Consider the following 19544-nt stretch of genomic DNA (forward strand, 5'->3'; position numbering starts at 1 on the left):
ACCTTTCGTTCGCGACTGTGGGACTCACCGGTTACCCCCGGAGTTGAGGAGCGGGCCGGGACGACCGGCGGCGTCCGCCGCGACCGGCTCGGATGCGTCGGCCTGGTGGGGAAGGTCGGCCGCCACCGTGGAGGCCGCGACCCGGACGACGGCGCCGGCCGTCACGCCGAGGCTGCGCCGGACGGTCGAGCCGGGCGAGTTGGTCGGCAGCCAGACGACCCCGTCCGGCATCTCGGTGACCGCCGCCGGCAGGGTGACCGCGCCGCGGTCGGTGCCGACCGTCACCGGGTCGCCGTCGGCGACGCCGAGCGCCTCGGCGGTGCCCTTGCCCAGCCGGACCACCGGCGGGCGGGCGGTGCCGACGAGGTGCTCCTCGCCGTCGATCAGGCTGCCCAGGTCGACCAGCTGGTGCCAGGTCGCGAGCACGGCCTCGCCGGCACCCGGGTGCGGCACCGGGCCCGGGTCCACCGAGGGCGGAGCCGGGCGGTCGGTGCGGGTCCGGGGCAGGGCGCCCAGCTCACGCCGGATGCTCGGCACGTCACCGGTGCCGAGCCGCACGTCGAGCTGCGCGGCGAGCGCGTCCAGGATCCGAGCGTCGGTCATCGCGGCGGTGTTCAGTACCGCCTCGAACGTGCGCAGGCGGCCCTCCCAGTCCAGGAAGCTGCCCGCCTTCTCGACCACCGGGGCGACCGGGAAGACCACGTTCGCCCGCCGGGCCACCGCACTGTTGCGCAGTTCCAGGCTGACCAGGAACGGCACCGCGTCCAGAGCGGCCTCGGCCAGCCTCGGGTCGGCCAGGTCGGCCGGGTCGACCCCGGCCACCACCAGCGCGCCCACCTGGCCGTTCGCCGCCGCGGCGAGGATGCCGTCGGTGTCCCGGCCGGCCTGGCTCGGGATGACTCCGGCCGGGATGTCCCACGCCTCGCCCAGCTCGGCCCGGCCGGCCGGCTCGGTCACCAGGCGTCCGCCGGGGAGCAGGTTGGGCAGGCAGCCGACGTCGACCGCGCCGCGGTCACCCGCCCGCCGCGGCACCCAGGCCAGCTTCGCTCCGGTACGCCGGGCGACCGCCGCCGCCGCGGAGAGCCCGCCCGGTACGCCACCCAGCCGCTCGCCGACGATCAGGATCGCGCCGGGCTGGCCCAGCGCCTCGGCGACCGTCGCGTGCTCGGCGAGCACGCTGGCCTCCTCGCCCGGCACCACCCGGGCGAGCTTGGCGCCGAGCTTCTCCAGGCCACGCGTGGCGAACGGCGCGATCGCGTACACCGTCAGGGTCTTCTTCAGGTACGCCTTGCGCAGCCGCAGGAAGAGGATCGGGCACTCCTCCTCCGGCTCCAGGCCGACCAGCACCACCGCGGGAGCGTTCTCCACGTCGGCGTAGGTCACGTCGGTGACCCCGGCGACGCTGCTGGCCAGGAAGTCGGCCTCCTCGCGGGAGACCGGGCGGGCGCGGAAGTCGATGTCGTTGGTGTGCAGGGCGACCCGCGCGAACTTGCCGTACGCGTAGGCGTCCTCGACGGTCAGCCGGCCGCCGGTGAGCACCGCCGTGCCGTGGCCGCCGTCCCGGGCCGCACGCAGCCCGTCGGCGGCGACGCTGAGCGCCTCGCTCCAGGAGGCCTCGCGCAGCTCACCGGTGCCCTCGTCCCGGACCAGCGGGGTGGTGAGCCGGTCGAAGGCGCGGGTGTACTGGAAGGCCCACCGGCCCTTGTCGCAGTTCCACTCCTCGTTGACCGCCGGGTCGTCGCCGGCCAGCCGACGCAGGACCTTGCCACGCCGCCAGTCGGTGCGCTGGGCGCAGCCGGCCGAGCAGTGCTCGCACACGCTGGGGCTGGAGACCAGGTCGAACGGGCGGGCCCGGAACCGGTACTGGGACCCGGTCAGCGCCCCCACCGGGCAGATCTGCACGGTGTTGCCGGAGAAGTACGAGTTGAACGGCACGTCCCCGGAGTCGCCCTCCTCGCCGTACGCCTCGTCCCGGTAGATGTTGATCTCCTCGGCGGACGACCGGCCCATCAGGTCGATGAACTTGTCGCCGGCGATCTCCTCGGAGAACCGGGTGCAGCGCTGGCAGAGCACGCAGCGCTCGCGGTCGAGCAGCACCTGGGTGCTGATCGGCAGCGGCTTCGGGTACTCCCGCTTGTGCTCGTGGAACCGCGAGTCGGTGCGACCCGTGGACATCGCCTGGTTCTGCAGCGGGCACTCGCCGCCCTTGTCGCACATCGGGCAGTCGAGCGGGTGGTTCATCAGCAGCAGCTCCATGACCCCCTCCTGCGCCTTCTTGGCGACCGGGGAGGTGAGCTGGGTGCGGACCACCATGCCGTCGGCGACGGTCTGGGTGCAGGAGGCGACCGGCTTGCGCTGACCCTCCACCTCGACCAGACACTGCCGGCACGCGCCGGCCGGGGCCAGCAGCGGGTGATCGCAGAACCGGGGGATCTCGGTGCCCAACTGCTCGGCGACCCGGATCAGCAGCGCCCCCTTGGGGGCGGTGACCTCGACGCCGTCGATGGTGAGCGTGACGGTCTCGGTCTGCTTGGCTACGTCGGTCATTAGTGGGCTCCCACCAGCTGCTTGTCCGACAGCTTCGGCGCGGTACGACCCTCGATGTAGTCGAGGTAGTCCTGCTTGAAGTACTTCAGCGACGAGGTCACCGAGCTGGTGGCGCCGTCACCCAGGCCGCAGAACGAGCGGCCGAGGATGTTGTCGCAGGTGTCGAGCAGGGTGTCCAGGTCCTCGTGGGTGCCCTGACCGGCGAGGATCCGCCGGTAGACCCGGACCATCCAGTAGTTGCCCTCGCGGCACGGGGTGCACTTGCCGCACGACTCGTGGTGGTAGAACTCCAGCCACCGGTACGTCGCGTACACCGGGCAGTCCTGGTCGGAGAAGATCTGCGTGGCCGTCGTGCCGAGGATGGAACCGGCGGCGGCCACCCCCTCGAAGTCCAGCGGCACGTCGAGGTGCTCGGCGGTCAGCAGCGGCGTCGACGAGCCGCCCGGGGTCCAGAACCGCAGCTCGTGTCCCGGCTGCATCCCGCCGGCCAGCTCCAGCAGCTCCCGCAGCGTCACGCCCATCGTGCACTCGTACTGCCCCGGGTTGGCCACCCGGCCGGACAGCGAGTAGATCATCGGCCCGGAGGACTTCTCCGTGCCCATGGTCTTCCACCAGTCCGCCCCGCCGAGCACGATGTACGGCACGCTGGCGATGGTGCCGACGTTGTTCACCACGGTCGGGCTCGCGTACAGGCCGTGGGTCGCCGGGAACGGCGGGCGCAGCCGGGGCTGGCCCCGGAAGCCCTCCAGCGAGTCCAGCAGCGCGGTCTCCTCGCCGCAGATGTACGCCCCGGCACCCGAGTGCACCACCAGCTCCAGGTCGAACCCGGAGCCCATGATGTTCTTCCCGAGGTAGCCCTTGGCGTACGCCTCCCGCACGGCGTTGCGCAGCCGTCGGGCGGCGTGCACCGCCTCGCCGCGGATGTAGATGTAGGCGCGGCTGGCGCGGATCGCGTACGACCCGATGATCACGCCCTCGACCAGCGAGTGCGGGTCGTGCGTCATCAGCGGCAGGTCCTTGCAGGTGCCCGGCTCGCCCTCGTCGGCGTTGACCACCAGGTAGTGCGGCTTGCCGTCGCCCTGCGGGATGAAGCCCCACTTCAGACCGGTGGGGAAGCCCGCGCCGCCGCGACCGCGCAGGCCGGAGTCCTTGATCAGCTGGATCAGGTCGTCCGGGTGGGCCTTGAGCGCCTTGCGCAGCGCCGCGTAGCCGTCGAGCTTCTCGTAGGTGCCGATCCGCCAGGCGTCCGGCGAGAGCCAGCGCTTGGTCAGCACCGGGGTGAGCTTGGCCAGCGTCTCCGGCCGAGGAGCGGTCACTTCTGGACCCCCGTTTCGCTCGCGACGGCGGAGCCCGGGCCAGCGGTGCCCGTACCTGCTTCCGCTTCCTTCAGGTTGCGCTCCTGCGCCGCGGCCTCGTCGCCGGCGGGCTTGCCGTCACCGGCCGGCGCGTTGGCGGCGACACCGGCGGCCTCGGCCTCCCGCGCGTCCCGGGGTGCCGAAGCGGTGCTGTCGGTCGGGACCTTGGTGCCGGGCGCGTCCGGGACGGCGGTCCCCGCGTCCGGCTGCCGCGTCTCGGCGGCCCGGATCTCCGGCGACTTGTCGTCCGGGGCCGGCACGTCCCGCGTGGTGCTGCCGGTGGCCGCGGCGGCGGGAGCCGGCTCGCCGACGCCGGCACTGCCGGGCGTACCCGTCGGGGCGGACGCGCCGTCCCCGCCCCGGACCGGGGCGCCGGCGGGCGCGGCGGCCGGCTTCGCGGCCTCGGCCTTCGCCTTCGCCTCGGCGGCGGCCTTGTCCGACTCGGCCTTGCTGCGGATGGGCGTGTTCGGGTCGAAGCCGGGCACCGAGATGCCGTGCTGCTCGGCCAGGCGCAGGCCCCGCAGGGTCGGCTCTCCCGGCCCGCCGTCGGCGACCGCACCGTCGCGCTCGTCGGCGAAGCCGGCGAGTTGCACGGCCATCTCCTTGAGCGTGCAGAGCCGGGCGCCGCGGGTCGGCATGGGCCGGCCCCCCGCGCGCAGCTCGTCGACGACGCCGACCGCGGTGCCCGCGTCCACGTTGTCGAAGAAGTCGTAGTTGACGGTCATCACCGGGCCGTAGTCGCAGGCCGCGAGGCACTCGGCGTGCTCCAGGGTGATCGTCCCGTCGGCGGTCGTCTCGTCGTGCCCGACGCCCAGGTGCTCGGCGAGGGTGTCATAGACCTCCTGGCCGCCGAGCACGTTGCACATGGTGTTGGTGCAGACGCTGACCAGGTAGTCACCGGTCGGCCGGCGCTTGTACATCGTGTAGAAGGTCGCCACCGCGCCGACCTGGGCCTTGTTGAGGCCCAGCACCTCGGCGCAGAACGCGACGCCGGCCGGGGAGACGTAGCCCTCCTCGGCCTGCACGAGGTGCAGCAGCGGCAGCAGCGCCGAGCGGGACCGGTCGGCCGGGTAGCGGGCGACGATCTCCCGCGCCCGCTCGCGGGTCTCTTCCGTGAAAACAGTCATCGGTCACAACCACCCATCACGGGGTCCAGCGAGGCGCCACCGGCGATCACGTCGGCGATCAGGCCACCCTCGGCCATCGCCGGGAGGGCCTGGAGGTTGATGAAGCTCGGCTCCCGGTAGTGCACCCGGTAGGGCCGGGTGCCACCGTCGGAGACGGCGTGCACGCCCAGCTCGCCGCGGGGCGACTCGACGGCGACGTAGACCTGGCCCGGGGGAACCCGGAAGCCCTCGGTGACGAGCTTGAAGTGGTGGATCAGCGACTCCATCGACTGACCCATGATCTTCGCGACGTGCTCCAGCGAGTTGCCCATGCCGTCGACACCGATGGCGAGCTGCGCCGGCCAGGCGATCTTCTTGTCGGCGACCATCACCGGGCCCGGCTTGAGCCGGTCCACCGCCTGCTCGACCAGCTTCAGCGACTCCCGGATCTCGGCGAGCCGGACCAGGTAGCGGCCCCAGACGTCGGCGTCGGGGTGCGTCGGCACGTCGAACTCGTACGTCTCGTAGCCGCAGTACGGCATGGTCTTGCGCAGGTCCCAGGCGAGACCGGCGGACCGCAGCACCGGGCCGGTCACGCCGAGCGCGAGGCAGCCGGTCACGTCGAGCACCGCCACGTTCTGCGTCCGCTCCAGCCAGATCGGCTGGCCGGAGAGCAGGTCCTCGTACTCCCGGAGCTTCTTCGGCAGCAGTTTGAGGAACTCACGGATCTTGACGATCGCCTGGTCCGGTACGTCCTGGGCGACGCCGCCCGGCCGGACGTACGCGTGGTTCATCCGCAGGCCGGTGATGATCTCGAAGATCTCGAGGATGTACTCCCGCTCACGGAAGCCGTACAGCATCATGTTGATCGCGCCCAGCTCCATGGCCGTGGTGGCCAGCCAGACCAGGTGCGACGAGATCCGGTTCAGCTCCATCATGAGCACCCGGATGGTGGTGGCCCGCTCGGTGATCTGCTCCTCGATGCCGAGCAGCTTCTCCACTGCGAGGCTGTACGCCGTCTCGTTGAACAGCGGGGACAGGTAGTCCATCCGGGTCACGAAGGTCGAGCCCTGGACCCAGTTGCGGTACTCGAGGTTCTTCTCGATGCCGGTGTGCAGGTAGCCGACGACCGAGCGGGCCTCGCGGACCGTCTCGCCCTCCAGCTCCAGGATCAGCCGGAGCACACCGTGCGTCGACGGGTGCTGGGGACCCATGTTGACGATGATGCGCTCTTCGTTGATCGGGTCGGTGCCGGAGACGACCTCGTCCCAGTCCCCGCCGGTGACGGTGAAGACCCGGCCCTCGGTGGTCTCGCGCTCGGTGGCGTAGTTCGACGTTGTCACTGGTACGACCTCCGCTGGTCCGGCGGCGGGATCTCGGCGCCCTTGTACTCGACGGGCACGCCGCCGAGCGGGTAGTCCTTGCGCTGCGGGTGGCCCTCCCAGTCGTCCGGCATGAGGATCCGGGTGAGGTTGGGGTGGCCGTCGAAGACGATGCCGAACATGTCGTACGCCTCCCGCTCCTGCCAGTCGGCGGTCGGGTAGACGGCGGTGACGCTGGGCAGGTGCGGGTCCTCGGCGGAGACCGCGGCCTCCAGCCGGATCCGGCGCCGGTACGTCATCGAGGTCAGCTGGTAGACGGCGTGCAGCCGACGCTCGTCCGCGCCCAGGTAGTCCACGCCGGACACCGAGGAGCACAGCTCGAAGCGCAGCGCCATGTCGTCCCGCAGCACCTGGCACACCTCGGCGATCCGCTCGGGGCGTACGTGCAGGGTCAGCTCGCCCCGGTCGACGACGACCTTCTCGATCGCCTCGCCGAAGGCCGGGTACGCCTCCTCCAGCGCGTCGGCGACCTCGTCGAACCAGCCACCGTACGGCCGGGCCGCGTCGGCGATCGCGCGGCGCGGACGGACCAGGCCGCCGAAGCCGGAGACGTCGCCGGTGCCCTGGTTGCCGAACATGCCGCGACCGGCCGGGCTGGCCGGCGGGTACTCGGCGGGGGCGGTGCTGCTCGCACCGGCCGGCGTGGTCGGCACCGGTACGCCGCCGCCGTCGACCCGGTCGTTGGGTGCGGTCACTTCTGGACACCCCCGTGCTCGTGCAGGTGGTTCTGAGCCTTCATCCAGTTCTCGATCCGCAGCTGCTCCTCGCGCCCCTCGCGGACCGCCTTCGTCCACTCGGCACGCCGGGCCTTGTCGCTGCGGTACGACGACGGCATCGAGCCGTACGGCACGACCGGGATGTCACCGCGCTCCTGGCGGGCCTGGAGCATCTTGCGGCCGTTCGCGCCCAGCGGCTCGTACATGATCTTCTCGCGGAGCTTGAGCACCGCGTCGATGAGCATCTCCGGCCGCGGCGGGCACCCCGGGAGGTACATGTCGACCGGGACGACGTGGTCGACGCCCTGGACGATCGCGTAGTTGTTGAACATGCCGCCGCTGCTGGCGCAGACACCCATCGCCAGCACCCAGCGAGGCTCGGCCATCTGGTCGTAGATCTGGCGGAGCACCGGGGCCATCTTCTGGCTCACGCGACCCGCGACGATCATGAGGTCGGCCTGTCGGGGCGAGGCCCGGAAGACCTCCATGCCCCAGCGGCCCATGTCGTAGTGCGGACCACCGGCGGCCATCATCTCGATCGCGCAGCAGGCCAGGCCGAACGTGGCGCCCCAGACCGACGACTTCCGCGACCAGTTGACGAGCTTCTCCACCGAGGTGAGCAGGACACCGGCGGGGAGCTTCTCCTCGATACCCATCTGAGGTTCCTCCCTCAGTCCCAGTCCAGGCCGCCGCGCCGCCAGACGTAGGCGTATGCGACGAAGACCGCGACGATGAACAGGACCATCTCCACGAAGCCGAAGATCGGCAGGGCGTCGAACGAGACCGCCCAGGGGTAGAGGAAGATGATCTCGATGTCGAAGACGATGAAGAGCATCGCCGTCAGGTAGAACTTGACCGGGAACCGGCCGCCGCCGACGGGCTGCGGGCTGGGCTCGATGCCGCACTCGTATGCCTCGAGTTTGGCCTTGTTGTAGCGCCGGGGGCCGGTGAGGCGGGCGGCGGCCACGGAGAACAGCGCGAACCCCGCGGCGAGGGCGAACAGCCCGATGATCGGTGCGTAAGGCGAGAGCGACATCGTTTTCTCCTGCTCGTCCTTCCCTGCCCCTGGTGCTTGACGAAAATCACACTATTCACGTCCCTCGTGACGACCGTCAGCGGGGGTCGATCTTTGTACCGTGCCCGGGGTCGGAAGCGACCCTGAGCAGGTCGTCTATACCGCTGGTGCCACCTTCGTCATCGCGTTGATGACCCGGTCCATCGCGTCCCCGCCGCGCGGGTCGGTCAGGTTGGCCAGCAGCTTGAGCACGAAGCGCATCAGCATCGGGTGCGGCATGCCGTGCTTGGTCGCCATCCGCATCACCTCGGGACGGCCGATCAGCTTCACGAAGATGCCGCCGAGCCGGTAGTAGCCGCCGAAGCGCGCCTTCAGCTCGGTCGGGTACGCCATCAGCGCCCGCTCGCGCTCCGGACCGGCCGGCCGTGCGAGGGCCTGCACCGCGATCTCCGCGGCCAGCTCACCGGACTCCATGGCGTACGCGATGCCCTCGCCGTTGAACGGGTTGACCATGCCGCCGGAGTCGCCGACGAGCATCACCCCGCGGGTGTAGTGCGGCACCCGGTTGAAGCCCATCGGCAGCGCGGCGCCGAGGATCGGCCCCTCCGCGTTCGTCTCGTCGGTCATGCCCCACTCGGCCGGGGTGTTGGCCAGCCAGTCGGTGAGCAGTCGCCGGTAGTTCGTCTTGCCGAAGGCCGACGACGAGTTCAGCACGCCGAGGCCCACGTTGACCCGGCCGTCCCCGAGGCCGAAGATCCAGCCGTACCCGGGGAGGAGGGCGTCGCTGTCCCGGCCGCGCAGCTCCAGCCAGGACTCCAGGTAGTTGTCGTCGTGCTTGGCCTCGCAGCGGTAGTAGCGCCGCACGGCCACGCCGATCGGTCGGTCCTCGCGCTTGGCCAGCCCGAGGGCCAGCGGGAACCGGCCGGAGACCCCGTCCGCCGCGACGACCAGCGGGGCGTGGAAGGTGGCCGGCTCCTTGTCGGGGCCGACCTCGGCGGTCACGCCGATGACCCGGTCGTCGGCGTCGAGCACCGGACCCACGACGTTCACGCTGGTACGCAGCTTCGCGCCGGCGGCGAGGGCCCGCTGGGCGAGCAGGTCGTCGAAGTCGAGCCGGGTGCGAACCAGGCCGTAGTTGGGGTAGCTGGCGAGATCGGGCCAGTCCAGCTCCAGCCGGATGCCGCCGCCGATGACCCGCAGGCCGCGGTTCTGCAACCAGCCGGCCTCCGGGGACGTGTCGACACCCATCCGGATCAGCTGCCGGGTCGCGCGCGGGGTCAGCCCGTCGCCGCAGACCTTCTCCCGGGGGAACTCGGTCTTCTCCAGCAGCAGCACCCGCACGCCGTGCCGGGCCAGGTGGTACGCGGTAGCCGATCCACCGGGACCGGCGCCCACGACGATCACGTCGGCGTCGTTCTCCACCGAGGTCATCTCGCGCCTCCTCCCGCACGCTCGTGAAATGCTTCACAAGCCAGACGCTGAGGAGTCTATGACCGGCGTTACACCGCCGCCCGGTGAGGGGTACCTAACTTGCCGGAAACAGGCCGGTCGGCGTCCACGTCGTGGTCAGCCGCCCGCCCGTGCGGTGGCGTCCAGGCCGGCGTCCGCCCGGATCGTCTCCGGCAGGTGCTCGCGGAGGGCCCCGCCGGCCGCGCGGTCGAGCGCGGCGAGCACCTCGGCCACGACCTGACGGACGTCGGCCGGATCGGCACCGGCCAGCTCCTTGAGCTGCGCGATGAGTTCCGCGGCGTCGTCGTCGGTCGTCGCCGCGGGGTCCGTCCGGTGTGGTCCCGTCATGCAGGGCAGCCTACGGAACAAACTGGACCAAAGAGGTCCATTTCTACGGATGCGCCACCGCACCCGTGGCCGCCGTGATCAGTCCCGGACCGCCCGGTGCAGGGCGACCACCCCGCCGGTCAGGTTGCGCCACGCCACCCGGCCCCAGCCGGCGGCGGCGACCCGCGCCGCCAGCGCCGACTGGTCGGGCCACGCGCGGATCGACTCCGCCAGGTAGACGTACGCGTCGGGATTGCTGGACACCGCGCGGGCGACCGCCGGCAACGAGCGCATGAGGTACGACAGGTACACGGTGCGGAAGGCCGGGTTGACCGGCGTGCTGAACTCGCACACCACCAGCCGGCCGCCCGGCCGGGTCACCCGGGCCAGCTCACGCAGTGCGGCGTCGGTGTCGTTGACGTTGCGCAGCGCGAAGGAGATGGTGACCGCGTCGAAGCTGCCGTCCGCGAACGGCAGCCGCAGAGCGTCGCCGGCCAGCAGCGGTACGCCGGGACGGGTCCGCTTGCCCGCGTACAGCATCCCGAGGGAGAGGTCGGCGCCGACGGCGTACGCCCCGGACTGCGCCAGCTCCTCGGTCGACACGCCGGTGCCCGCGCCCACGTCCAGCACCCGCTCCCCCGGCCGCAGGTCCAACGCGGCCCGCGTCGCCCGCCGCCAGGCGCGGTCCTGCCCGAACGACAGGACGGTGTTGGTCAGGTCGTAGCGGGCGGCCACGCCGTCGAACATCGCGGCGACCTCGTGCGGCTGCTTGTCCAGGCTGGCGCGCTGGCCCTGCGGGGTACGGCTCACCCCTCCACTCTGCCAGCCGCCCCTGAAACCGAAGGAAGGGCCCCTTCTTAACGTCTCCGGTAGAGGAAGGGCCCCTTCTTAACGCCGGCCGACCGCCGCGCACGGTCGGCCGGCGGGCACGGTCGGCCGCCGGGCACGGTCGGCCGCCGGGCACGGTCGGCCGCCGGGCACGGTCGGCCGCCGGGCACAGTGGTGCGACCGGCGACGGGGGCCGGGGTGGCCCGACAGCCACCCCGACCCCCGCTGACGTCACGACGGTCAGTCGGCCTGCTTCTCGTCGCCGGGGCTGACCAGGACGACCTTCCGGCGCCGGGACAGCAGCAGGAGCGCGCCACCGGCCAGCAGCACGGCGGCACCGACGCCGCCGATCAGGCCGACCTGCACGCCGGTCACCGGCAGGCCACCGTCTCCGCCGCCACCGCCGGTGCCGGGGGTGGTGGGTGCGGCCGTGGGCGGGACGGTCGGCGTGGCCGTCGGCTGCCCGCTCGGCGTCGGCGTGGGAGTGGGCTGCGCGGTCAGGTCGACGAAGACGTCGAACTGCGCGGAGTTGTCCACCGGGTCGACCTCGGTGAAGGTCCGCCGCTGGGCGGTGCTGGCGACCTCCGGCTGCTCCTCCGGCTGGCCCTCGGCCGCGTCCAGGCCGGACGCGAAGAGGAAGCCGGGCCGCAGCACCGGCGAGACGACGTCCTCGCCGATCGTCACCCGTACGTCGGCGGTGTAGTACTCGCCCGGCTTCACGACCACACCCGGGTCCTCGCAGTACGCCTGGGCGAGCCCGCCCAGCTTCTGCTCGACACAGCTCTCCGGCAGCTCGGCGAAGGTGACGCCGGCCGGCAGCACCATTCCGTAGGCGACGCCGGTGGCCCTGCGGCTGCCGTCGTTGTAGATCGCCCAGTCCACCGGGACGGTCTCGCCGCGGCGGACGGGCCGCAGGTCCGGCTCGTCGGCCACCGCGCCGTTGACGATCACGTTGCCCTGGACGTCCTGCACCCAGGAGGTGAGGTCGTAGCCGGGCCTGGCGACGGTGATGTCGTGCTCGACGGTGTTGTCGTCCGGGTTCGGGTCGGCGGTCGCCGCGGTGACGGTGACGACGAGGGTGCCCGCGTCGCCGCGACCACCGGTGGAGAACAGCGGGATCCCGAAGTCCTCCGTGGTGCCGGCGGCCAGGTCGCCGAGGAGGCAGCTGAACGTGGTGCCGGCGACCTCGCAACCGTCCGGGACGGCCACGGCGACCTTGCGGTCCTTGAGGCCCTTCGTCTCGACGGTGACGCGGACGCCCTTGGCGTCGACAGTGCCACGCGTGTTGTCGACCTGGAACTTGAACGGCTTGGCCTTGGCGTCCTCGACGCCCTTGGCCAGCTCGTAGCTGAGCGGGGTCACGGCGAGGTCGGCCTGGTCGGCGGCGTGGGCCGGCACGGCGACGGCGGTCAGGCCGCCGGCGGCGAGCAGCGCCACGGCACCGGCACGTGCCAGGGCCGCGCGGTGGAACAGAGTCATCGATCCCCCGGGGTTAGGGAGTGTGGATGGTTGCGGAACCGAGCGGACGCTATCGAAGCCCATCCCCGTACGCCAGCGTCGGGGGGTGTGTCCGGCCTGTCCGAACGGGCCGGGACACAGAACGGGCGGGATGGTGACCCATCCCGCCCGTTCTGCCGTGCATCTATGTGAACGACCCTCGCGGGTCGATGGAGGACAGCGGTCAGACCGCCGACTTCTCGTCGCCCGGCGTCACCAGGACGACCCGCCGGCGCCGCGCGACCACGAACATCACACCACCGGCGAGCAGCACCGCGGTGCCGATCCCGCCGATCAGGCCGGCCTGCGGGCCGGTGACCGGCAGACCGCCGCCGTCGCCGCCACCGGAGCCGCCCTTGCCGGCCACGATCACGGAGAAGTCGTCGGTGTTGTCGCTGGCGTCCACGTCCTTGTCGGACACGCCCTCGGCGTTCTGCGGCAGGTTGGAGGTGGTCGCCTTGGTCGTGGTGCTGACCGAGGTGCCCTCCTTCCACAGCGGGTCGATGGTGACCTCGCCACCGGTCAGGCTGCTCGGCTTGACGCCGGCGTCGACCTTGACCAGGTTGTAGAAGCGGGCACCCGCGTAGAGCTTGTCACCGTCCTTGTCCTGCGACTTCGGGACCAGAACGGCCGGGTACTGGCAGGTCAGGGCGGTCATCGCGTCGTTGTAGGTGCAGTCCGGCTCCTTCTCCGCGAAGGTCGCGCCCTTCGGCAGCTTCACGGAGATGCGGAGACCGGTGGTGGCCTGGTCACCCTGGTTGAGCGCGCTGTAGATGAGCTGGCCGGTGTTGCCGGCCTGGAGGTCACCAACCGGGGTGATGGTGCCGCCCTCGACCTTGACCGCCTTACGCACGTCGTCAGCGACGACGGAGAGGTCCGGCCCGGTGCCCTCGACCTTGACGTCGACGCTCACCAGGTTGTTGGACTCGTCGGGGTCGGTGCCCTCGTGCAGGATCAGCGCCTCGATGGAACCGGCCGGGCCGACCCCGGTGCCCTTGCGGGTCAGCGGGAAGGCCCAGTCGATGTCCTCGCCGGCGCCGATGGTGTCGCCCTCGATGCCGCAGAGGATCCAGCCGTCCTCGCGGGTGTTGCAGCCGCGCTCGTCGATGTCGACGAGCTTGGTGTCCAGCTTGCTGATGTTGAGTGCGACCAGCACGCGCTGGGCGTCGACGGCGCTCTTGTTCAGCAGCGAGACGCTGGCGAGCTTGCCCGGCGCCCCGACCGCGATCGTGGTGCCGGTCGCCTTGATGGCGAGGTCGGCGGTGTTGGCGGCCAGGGCCGGTGCGGCGAACGCGCCCGTGGCGACCAGACCGGCGGCGCCGGCGCCCAGGTACGCGGCAGCACGGTTACGGAAGATCATGAAAAGGTCCCCCCGTTGGGGTAAAGGAAACGTACGGGCGGGGACGTTAGCGGTCCGCGATCTTCGCCGCCAGCCCCGTGGCACGGCGTTTCGGCCTGCCGACCTAAGGACGACTTAAGGATTGTCCGGATTGATGGGGGTTGTCATCGCACGTGGTCAACGGACATCGGTACAACGTTCACCTGATCGATATGTACGGACTCCATGGGATGACCGAACGGCCCATCAGCAATGATCACTGAGTGTGATCGATCGTTGATGGACCGTGGGACGTTCCGGGTGGACGGGTCAGCGTGCCTCGACGAGCGGCAGGGTCTTGCCGGCGCCGCCGCCGGGCAGGGCGATCGAGGAGAAGTGCGACACGACCCGCTCGTCGGTCGGGTCGTCCGCCGGAGTCCGGTGCACCGCCAGGCGGTTGTAGAGGGTGTCCCGCTGGGCCGGGATCCGGTCCGCCGAGCGGATCATGCCGATCAGCTCGTGCAGGTTGGAGCGGTGCCGCGCGCCCGCGGAGGAGATGACGTTCTCCTCCAGCATGATCGAGCCGAGGTCGTCCACCCCCATGTGGAGGGCGAGCTGCCCGACGTCCTTGCCGGTGGTCAGCCAGGACGCCTGCAGGTGCGGCACGGTCTCGAAGAACAGTCGGGCCACCGCGACGAGCCGCAGGTACTCCAGGGTGGTGGCCTGGGTGCGGCCCTTGAGGTGGTTGTTCTCCGGCTGGTACGTCCACGGGATGAAGGCGCGGAAGCCGCGCGTACGGTCCTGCACGTCGCGGATCATCCGCAGGTGCTCGATCCGCTCGGCGGCCGTCTCGCCGGTGCCCATCATCATCGTGGCGGTCGACTCGACGCCCTGCCGGTGGGCCAGTTCCATGACCTCGAGCCAGCGCTCGCCGGACTCCTTGAGGGGCGCGATGGCCTTTCGGGGGCGCTCCGGGAGCATCTCCGCGCCGGCGCCAGCGATCGAGTCCAGGCCGGCCGCCTTGATCCGGGAGATCGCCTCGTCCAGGCTCACGCCGGAGACCTTGGCCATGTGCAGGATCTCGCTCGGGCCGATCGAGTGGATGGCCAGCTGCGGGTACGCCTGCTTGACCGAGGAGAAGAGCTCCTCGTAGTACTCGACGCCGTAGTCCGGGTGGTGCCCGCCCTGGAGCATGACCTGGGTCGCGCCCAGCTCCACCGCCTCGCCGCAGCGACGCAGGATCTCCTCGGTCGGGTGGGTCCAGCCCTCCTTGTGCTTCGGCGCACGGTAGAAGGCACAGAACTTGCACGCCGTCACGCAGACGTTCGTGTAGTTGATGTTGCGGTCGATCAGGTACGTGACGATGTTGTCCGGATAGCGCCGCCGGCGTACCGCGTCGGCCGCCTCGCCCAGGGCGTGGAAGGGCGCCTCGGTGTAGAGCAGCAGGGCCTCCTCGGGCGTGATCCGCCCGCCGTCCGCGCCACGCTGCAGGATGTCGTCGATCTCCCGGCTCACCGTCACGCCTCCGAGCCTACGTCGCCGCCCCACGTCCTGCGATCAGCGGCCACCCGGGTGTGACCTCCCCGGCTTCCGCCGGCCCGACCGGAGCGCGACCCCAGGGCGTACGCGCGCGGCCCACCGGTCCGCCCACCCACCCATCACTCTCCGTGGCTCACTACCCACCCCGGGATCTCCCGGCAGGAGACCCGTCCGCTCCCTTTGCTCTGCTGCCCGATACGCACCGGTCACTCTGCGCAGTCACTCCAATGCCGGCGCCTCCCGCCGGCTCGGCGGAAAGGCCCTGCTGAGGGGCGTGGTGCGTACAGGGCAGCAGAGCAAAGGGGCCAACGGCCCCTGTGCCGGGGACGGATCGGACGTGACCCGGCGTGACCGGGCCGCCGAAGCGCCGCCGTGACGTCGCGTGGCGGGTGGCGGGCGGCCGACGGCGGGCGGCGGGAAGGCGGGCGGCGGGCGCTCAGGCGTCGTAGTCGACGGTCAGCCGCTCCGTGGTGGGGCTGGACTGGCAGGTCAACACGTAGCCGGCCGCCACCTCGTCGGGCTCCAGCGCGTAGTTGCGGGCCATGGTCACCGCGCCGTCGACGACCTTGGCCCGGCACGTCGAGCAGACGCCGCCCTTGCAGGCGTACGGCAGCTCGCCGCGCACCTTCAGCGCCGCGTCCAGCACCCGTTCCGCACGGCCCATCGTGAAGGTCGAGGACCGCCCGTCCAGCACGATCGTCACCTCGGCGCCGGCGCCCGGGGTGTCGCCGGGGCGGCGCACCGGCTCCGGCGGCGCGTCGACGTGGAACAGCTCGGTCCGCACCGCGGACTCCGGGACACCCCGCGCGGTCAGGACCTCCCGGGCGTCCACCACCATGCCGTACGGGCCGCAGAGGAACCACTCCTCGATGGCCTCGCCGGGCACGATCGTGTCCAGCAGTCGACCGAACCGCTCGGCGTCGACCCGCCCGGACAGCAGCGGCGACTCACCCTGCTCGCGGGAGAGCACGTGCACCAGGTGCAGCCGGGCCGGGTACCGGTCCTTCAGGTCGGCCAGTTCCTCGGCGAACATCACGGTGTTCGCCGTGCGGTTGCCGTACACCAGGGTGAACGTGCTGGCCGGCTCGATGGCCAGGGCGGTCGCGACCAACGACAGCACCGGCGTGATGCCGGAGCCGGCGACGACCGCACCGTAGTGGCGGACCCGGCCCGGCGCGAAGGCCGTGGTGAAGTGCCCCAGCGGCGGCAGTACCTCGACGGTGTCCCCGCCGCGCAGCGCGCCGCAGGCGAACGCGGAGAAGGCCCCACCGGGAATCTCGCGCACGCCGATCCGCAGCTGGCCGTGCCGCGCCAGCTCGTCCGGGGTGGAGCAGATGGAGTACGAGCGGCGCACGTCCTCCCCGCCGGCACCGGCACGCCGGACGGTCAGGTGCTGACCGGCGGAGAACGCGAAGGTCTCCCGCAGCTCCTCGGGTACGGCGAGAGTGATCGCCACGGCGTCGGCGGTGAGCCGGTCGACGGCGGCGACGTGCAGCGGATGGAAGACCGGCCGGCGACGGACCGGGCGGGTGATGGTGACAGTCACAGCGCCTTCAGGTGGTCGAAGGGTTCGGAGCAGGAGCGACAGCGCCAGAGCGCCTTGCACGCGGTGGAGCCGAAGCGACTGATCTGCTCGGTCTCCGGGGACCCGCAGCGCGGGCAGCGGACCGCGAGGGTCAACGGGACGACGTTGCGGGCCCGGACCGGAGCCGGCGGGGCGATACCCGCGGCGGCGAGCTTCGCCCGCCCGCGCTCGGAGATCCAGTCGGTGCTCCAGGCCGGGCTGTAGGCCGTGCGGACCTCGGCGTCGGGATGGCCGGCGACGGCCAGCGCCCGGCGGATGTCCGACCGGATCACGTCCATCGCCGGGCAGCCCGTGTAGGTGGGGGTGATGGTCACGACGACCCGGCCGGTGGCCGGGTCCTCGTCCACCGACCGCAGGATGCCCAGCTCGTCGATGGTGATCACCCGGATCTCCGGGTCCACCACCGCCGCGACGGCCTCCCTCGGCGTACTCACCACCGCGCTCCGGGGTGGGCCCGGTGCAGCACCTGCATCTCGGCCAGCAGGTACGACAGGTGCTCGGTGTGCACGCCGTCCCGCCCGCCCGCCGGCGCCCAGGTCGTCTCCGGTCGGGTCAGCGTCGCCTCGTCGAGCACCGTCGACACGACGGCGTCGACGTCGGCCCGCAGGGTGGCCGGGTCGACCGGCGCCGCCGGGTCCGCCGCGAACAGCTCGTGCGTGTACGGCCAGACCTCGTCCACGGCCGCCTGCATCCGGCGGTGCGACTCCTCGGTACCGTCACCGAGCCGCTTCACCCACATCGAGCTGTGGTCCAGGTGGTACGCCGACTCCTTGCGGGCCTTGGCGCCGATCGCGGCGAGCCGCTCGTCGCCGCACCCGGCCAGCGCCGTGTAGAGCGAACGCTGGTACGCCGACAGGAACAGCAGCTTCGCCATGGTCACGGCGAAGTCACCGTTGGGCAGCTCGACCAGGAGGCAGTTGCGGAACTCCCGGTCGTCGCGGAGGAACGCCAGCGCGTCCTCGTCCCGGCCGGCGCCCTCCAGCTCCCCCGCGTACGTGAGCAGCAACCGCGCGGCGCCGAGCTGGTCGAGGGCGATGTTGGACAGCGCGATGTCCTCTTCCATCTCCGGCGCGCGGGTCGACCACTCGGCGAGCCGCTGCGCCGCGATCAGCGCGTCGTCGCCGAGCGCGAGGACGAAGTCGAAGGGACCGTTCACAGGTGGGCCACGCCTTCTGGCACCTCGTAGAAGGTGGGGTGGCGGTACACCTTGTCGGCGGCCGGGTCGAAGAAGGCATCCTTCTCGTCCGGGCTCGACGCGGTGATCGCGCCCGCCGGCACCACCCAGATCGAGACACCCTCCTGCCGGCGGGTGTACAGGTCACGGGCGTTACGCAGGGCCAACTCGGCGTCCGGTGCGTGCAGGCTGCCGACGTGGGTGTGCGACAACCCGCGCCGGGCCCGCACGAAGACCTCCCAGAGCGGGGTGTGCTCGGTGCTCACGCTGCCACCTTCTCCTTCTCCTGCTCCGCGCGCGCGGACTGCTTGGCGGCGTACGCCGCGGCGGCCTCCCGGACCCAGGCGCCCTCGGCGTGGGCACGGCGACGATGTTCCATCCGCTGCCGGTTGCACGGACCGTCGCCCTTGATCACCCGCATCAGCTCGTCGTAGTCGGGCTGGGTGTAGTCGTACGCCTGGCGTTCGTCGTTCCAGCGCAGGTCCGGGTCGGGGATAGTCACGCCGAGCACCTCGGCCTGCCCGACGCACATGTCCACGAAGCGCTGGCGCAGCTCGTCATTGGAGAAGCGCTTGATCTTCCAGGCCATCGACTGCGCCGAGTGGGTGGAGTCGGTGTCCGGCGGCCCGAACATGGCCAGCGACGGGTACCACCAGCGGTCCACCGCGTCCTGCGCCATCGCCTTCTGCTCGGGGGTGCCGTGCGCCAGGGTGTGCAGGATCTCGTAGCCCTGCCGCTGGTGGAACGACTCCTCCTTGCAGACCCGGATCATGGCCCGCGCGTACGGCCCGTACGAGCAGCGGCAGAGGGGGACCTGGTTGACGATCGCCGCGCCGTCCACGAGCCAGCCGATCGCGCCGACGTCGGCCCAGGTGAGCGTCGGGTAGTTGAAGATCGAGCTGTACTTCTGCCGCCCGGTCAGCAGCATGTCGACCAGCTCGTCCCGGCTGATCCCGAGGGTCTCCGCCGCCGCGTACAGGTAGAGGCCGTGGCCCGCCTCGTCCTGCACCTTGGCCAGCAGGATCGCCTTGCGCTTGAGCGAGGGGGCGCGGCTGATCCAGTTGCCCTCGGGCTGCATCCCGATGATCTCGGAGTGGGCGTGCTGGGCGATCTGCCGGATCAGCGTCTTCCGGTACCCCTCGGGCATCCAGTCGCGCGGTTCGATCTTCTGGTCGGCGTCGACGACCTCGGCGAAGTACGCCGCCAGGTCCTCGTCCGGGCCGGCCGCGCCGGCCCGGCGTCCCCGGGCAGCAGCCTCGCGCAATGCCGCCTCCGCCGCCTCGACCTCGCCGAGAAGGCCGCCGCCGGCAGTGTCCTCGGCGCCGAAGTCGTTGCCATACATGAGGACAAGTGTTACAGCTCTCCGCGCCGCGCACCAGAGGGTGTAACAGAATTCTGAGACGTAACCGGTGACCGGACGACAACCTTCGGTAACGGCCGGGACTGTGAATTGGGTCACGACACAAAGATGAATCCACTCAGAAAAGGCATACCGGTTCTATGTCCTGAGTTCATGGCATGTTGCCAAGTGGCGGATCCTGGCGTGTCACCGATCCGGACGTAGACTTCCCCCGGCACACCGTTCGGCTCACGACGATCGCCCCCCACCAGCACCAGCGGAGGCCACCCCCGGCCTCTCGGCGGTCCGCCGATCCGTCCGGACAACGTGAAGCCGGTCCCCCCGGCCCTGACATCTGGAGCTCACC

The 19544-nt window shown here is 71.4% G+C and carries 18 protein-coding genes; all 18 read right to left on the reverse strand.

All coding sequences use genetic code 11. The features are described 5' to 3' along the window. Positions 1-24 precede the first annotated feature (24 nt). On the reverse strand, positions 25-2547 hold the full coding sequence (locus tag ACTMSW_RS17645; RefSeq protein WP_441181689.1) for an NADH-quinone oxidoreductase subunit G: 2523 nt from the start codon (positions 2545-2547) through the stop codon (positions 25-27). Beyond that, a complete protein-coding gene (gene nuoF, locus ACTMSW_RS17650) occupies positions 2547-3863 on the reverse strand; it encodes an NADH-quinone oxidoreductase subunit NuoF (RefSeq protein ID WP_441181690.1) in 1317 nt (438 codons plus the stop codon). The genes ACTMSW_RS17645 and nuoF overlap by 1 nt, the downstream gene beginning before the upstream one ends. Then, positions 3860-5029: an NADH-quinone oxidoreductase subunit NuoE gene (gene nuoE / locus ACTMSW_RS17655; RefSeq protein ID WP_441181691.1), complete on the reverse strand. Its 1170-nt coding sequence runs from the start codon at positions 5027-5029 to the stop codon at positions 3860-3862. The genes nuoF and nuoE overlap by 4 nt, the downstream gene beginning before the upstream one ends. Next, positions 5026-6351, reverse strand: coding sequence for an NADH-quinone oxidoreductase subunit D (locus ACTMSW_RS17660; RefSeq protein ID WP_441181692.1), 1326 nt, complete (start codon positions 6349-6351; stop codon positions 5026-5028). Before ACTMSW_RS17660 ends, nuoE begins: the two co-directional genes overlap by 4 nt. Further along, entirely contained in the window at positions 6348-7085 is a 738-nt protein-coding gene (locus ACTMSW_RS17665; RefSeq protein WP_441181693.1) for an NADH-quinone oxidoreductase subunit C, read from the reverse strand. The genes ACTMSW_RS17660 and ACTMSW_RS17665 overlap by 4 nt, the downstream gene beginning before the upstream one ends. Beyond that, positions 7082-7762, reverse strand: a complete 681-nt coding sequence (locus ACTMSW_RS17670; RefSeq protein WP_441181694.1) for a NuoB/complex I 20 kDa subunit family protein — start codon at positions 7760-7762, stop codon at positions 7082-7084. Before ACTMSW_RS17670 ends, ACTMSW_RS17665 begins: the two co-directional genes overlap by 4 nt. Before the next feature lie 14 nt (positions 7763-7776). Further along, the gene (locus tag ACTMSW_RS17675; protein ID WP_441181695.1) at positions 7777-8142 is read right to left on the reverse strand and encodes an NADH-quinone oxidoreductase subunit A; all 366 of its coding nucleotides are present in this window, start codon (positions 8140-8142) and stop codon (positions 7777-7779) included. A gap of 135 nt (positions 8143-8277) precedes the next feature. After that, a complete protein-coding gene (locus ACTMSW_RS17680) occupies positions 8278-9552 on the reverse strand; it encodes a geranylgeranyl reductase family protein (protein ID WP_441181696.1) in 1275 nt (424 codons plus the stop codon). 135 nt (positions 9553-9687) lie between these two features. Next, complete coding sequence (locus ACTMSW_RS17685) at positions 9688-9918, reverse strand: hypothetical protein (protein WP_441181697.1); 231 nt, start codon at positions 9916-9918, stop codon at positions 9688-9690. Positions 9919-9996: 78 nt separating this feature from the next. After that, on the reverse strand, positions 9997-10707 hold the full coding sequence (locus tag ACTMSW_RS17690; protein WP_441181698.1) for a demethylmenaquinone methyltransferase: 711 nt from the start codon (positions 10705-10707) through the stop codon (positions 9997-9999). Between the two features lie 258 nt (positions 10708-10965). Continuing rightward, positions 10966-12204 (reverse strand): cell wall anchor protein, encoded by a 1239-nt coding sequence (locus ACTMSW_RS17695; RefSeq protein ID WP_441181699.1) that lies wholly within the window; start codon positions 12202-12204, stop codon positions 10966-10968. 202 nt (positions 12205-12406) lie between these two features. Further along, the gene (locus ACTMSW_RS17700; protein ID WP_441181700.1) at positions 12407-13582 is read right to left on the reverse strand and encodes a hypothetical protein; all 1176 of its coding nucleotides are present in this window, start codon (positions 13580-13582) and stop codon (positions 12407-12409) included. Between the two features lie 288 nt (positions 13583-13870). Beyond that, a complete protein-coding gene (gene mqnC, locus ACTMSW_RS17705) occupies positions 13871-15061 on the reverse strand; it encodes a cyclic dehypoxanthinyl futalosine synthase (RefSeq protein WP_441181701.1) in 1191 nt (396 codons plus the stop codon). A gap of 454 nt (positions 15062-15515) precedes the next feature. Then, complete coding sequence (paaE, locus tag ACTMSW_RS17710) at positions 15516-16625, reverse strand: 1,2-phenylacetyl-CoA epoxidase subunit PaaE (protein ID WP_441181702.1); 1110 nt, start codon at positions 16623-16625, stop codon at positions 15516-15518. Further along, positions 16622-17098 carry a 1,2-phenylacetyl-CoA epoxidase subunit PaaD gene (paaD, locus tag ACTMSW_RS17715; RefSeq protein ID WP_441181703.1) on the reverse strand — a complete coding sequence of 159 codons (477 nt, stop codon included), beginning with the start codon at positions 17096-17098 and terminating at the stop codon, positions 16622-16624. Before paaD ends, paaE begins: the two co-directional genes overlap by 4 nt. Further along, positions 17095-17820, reverse strand: coding sequence for a 1,2-phenylacetyl-CoA epoxidase subunit PaaC (paaC, locus tag ACTMSW_RS17720; protein WP_441181704.1), 726 nt, complete (start codon positions 17818-17820; stop codon positions 17095-17097). The genes paaD and paaC overlap by 4 nt, the downstream gene beginning before the upstream one ends. Then, a complete protein-coding gene (gene paaB, locus ACTMSW_RS17725) occupies positions 17817-18104 on the reverse strand; it encodes a 1,2-phenylacetyl-CoA epoxidase subunit PaaB (RefSeq protein WP_441181705.1) in 288 nt (95 codons plus the stop codon). The genes paaC and paaB overlap by 4 nt, the downstream gene beginning before the upstream one ends. After that, positions 18101-19180 (reverse strand): 1,2-phenylacetyl-CoA epoxidase subunit PaaA, encoded by a 1080-nt coding sequence (paaA, locus tag ACTMSW_RS17730; RefSeq protein ID WP_441181706.1) that lies wholly within the window; start codon positions 19178-19180, stop codon positions 18101-18103. The genes paaB and paaA overlap by 4 nt, the downstream gene beginning before the upstream one ends. Positions 19181-19544 lie beyond the last annotated feature (364 nt).

The organism is Micromonospora sp. BQ11 (genome assembly GCF_052068135.1).
Classification (GTDB): Bacteria; Actinomycetota; Actinomycetes; order Mycobacteriales; family Micromonosporaceae; genus Micromonospora.

Coding starts and splice junctions, on each gene's coding strand:
- ACTMSW_RS17680 (WP_441181696.1), bottom strand. CDS start 9,552: ATGACCTCGGTGGAGAACGACGCCGACGTGATCGTCGTGGGCGCCGGT.
- ACTMSW_RS17645 (WP_441181689.1), bottom strand. CDS start 2,547: ATGACCGACGTAGCCAAGCAGACCGAGACCGTCACGCTCACCATCGAC.
- ACTMSW_RS17685 (WP_441181697.1), bottom strand. CDS start 9,918: ATGACGGGACCACACCGGACGGACCCCGCGGCGACGACCGACGACGAC.
- nuoE (WP_441181691.1), bottom strand. CDS start 5,029: ATGACTGTTTTCACGGAAGAGACCCGCGAGCGGGCGCGGGAGATCGTC.
- paaA (WP_441181706.1), bottom strand. CDS start 19,180: ATGTATGGCAACGACTTCGGCGCCGAGGACACTGCCGGCGGCGGCCTT.
- ACTMSW_RS17670 (WP_441181694.1), bottom strand. CDS start 7,762: ATGGGTATCGAGGAGAAGCTCCCCGCCGGTGTCCTGCTCACCTCGGTG.
- ACTMSW_RS17675 (WP_441181695.1), bottom strand. CDS start 8,142: ATGTCGCTCTCGCCTTACGCACCGATCATCGGGCTGTTCGCCCTCGCC.
- ACTMSW_RS17700 (WP_441181700.1), bottom strand. CDS start 13,582: ATGATCTTCCGTAACCGTGCTGCCGCGTACCTGGGCGCCGGCGCCGCC.
- ACTMSW_RS17695 (WP_441181699.1), bottom strand. CDS start 12,204: ATGACTCTGTTCCACCGCGCGGCCCTGGCACGTGCCGGTGCCGTGGCG.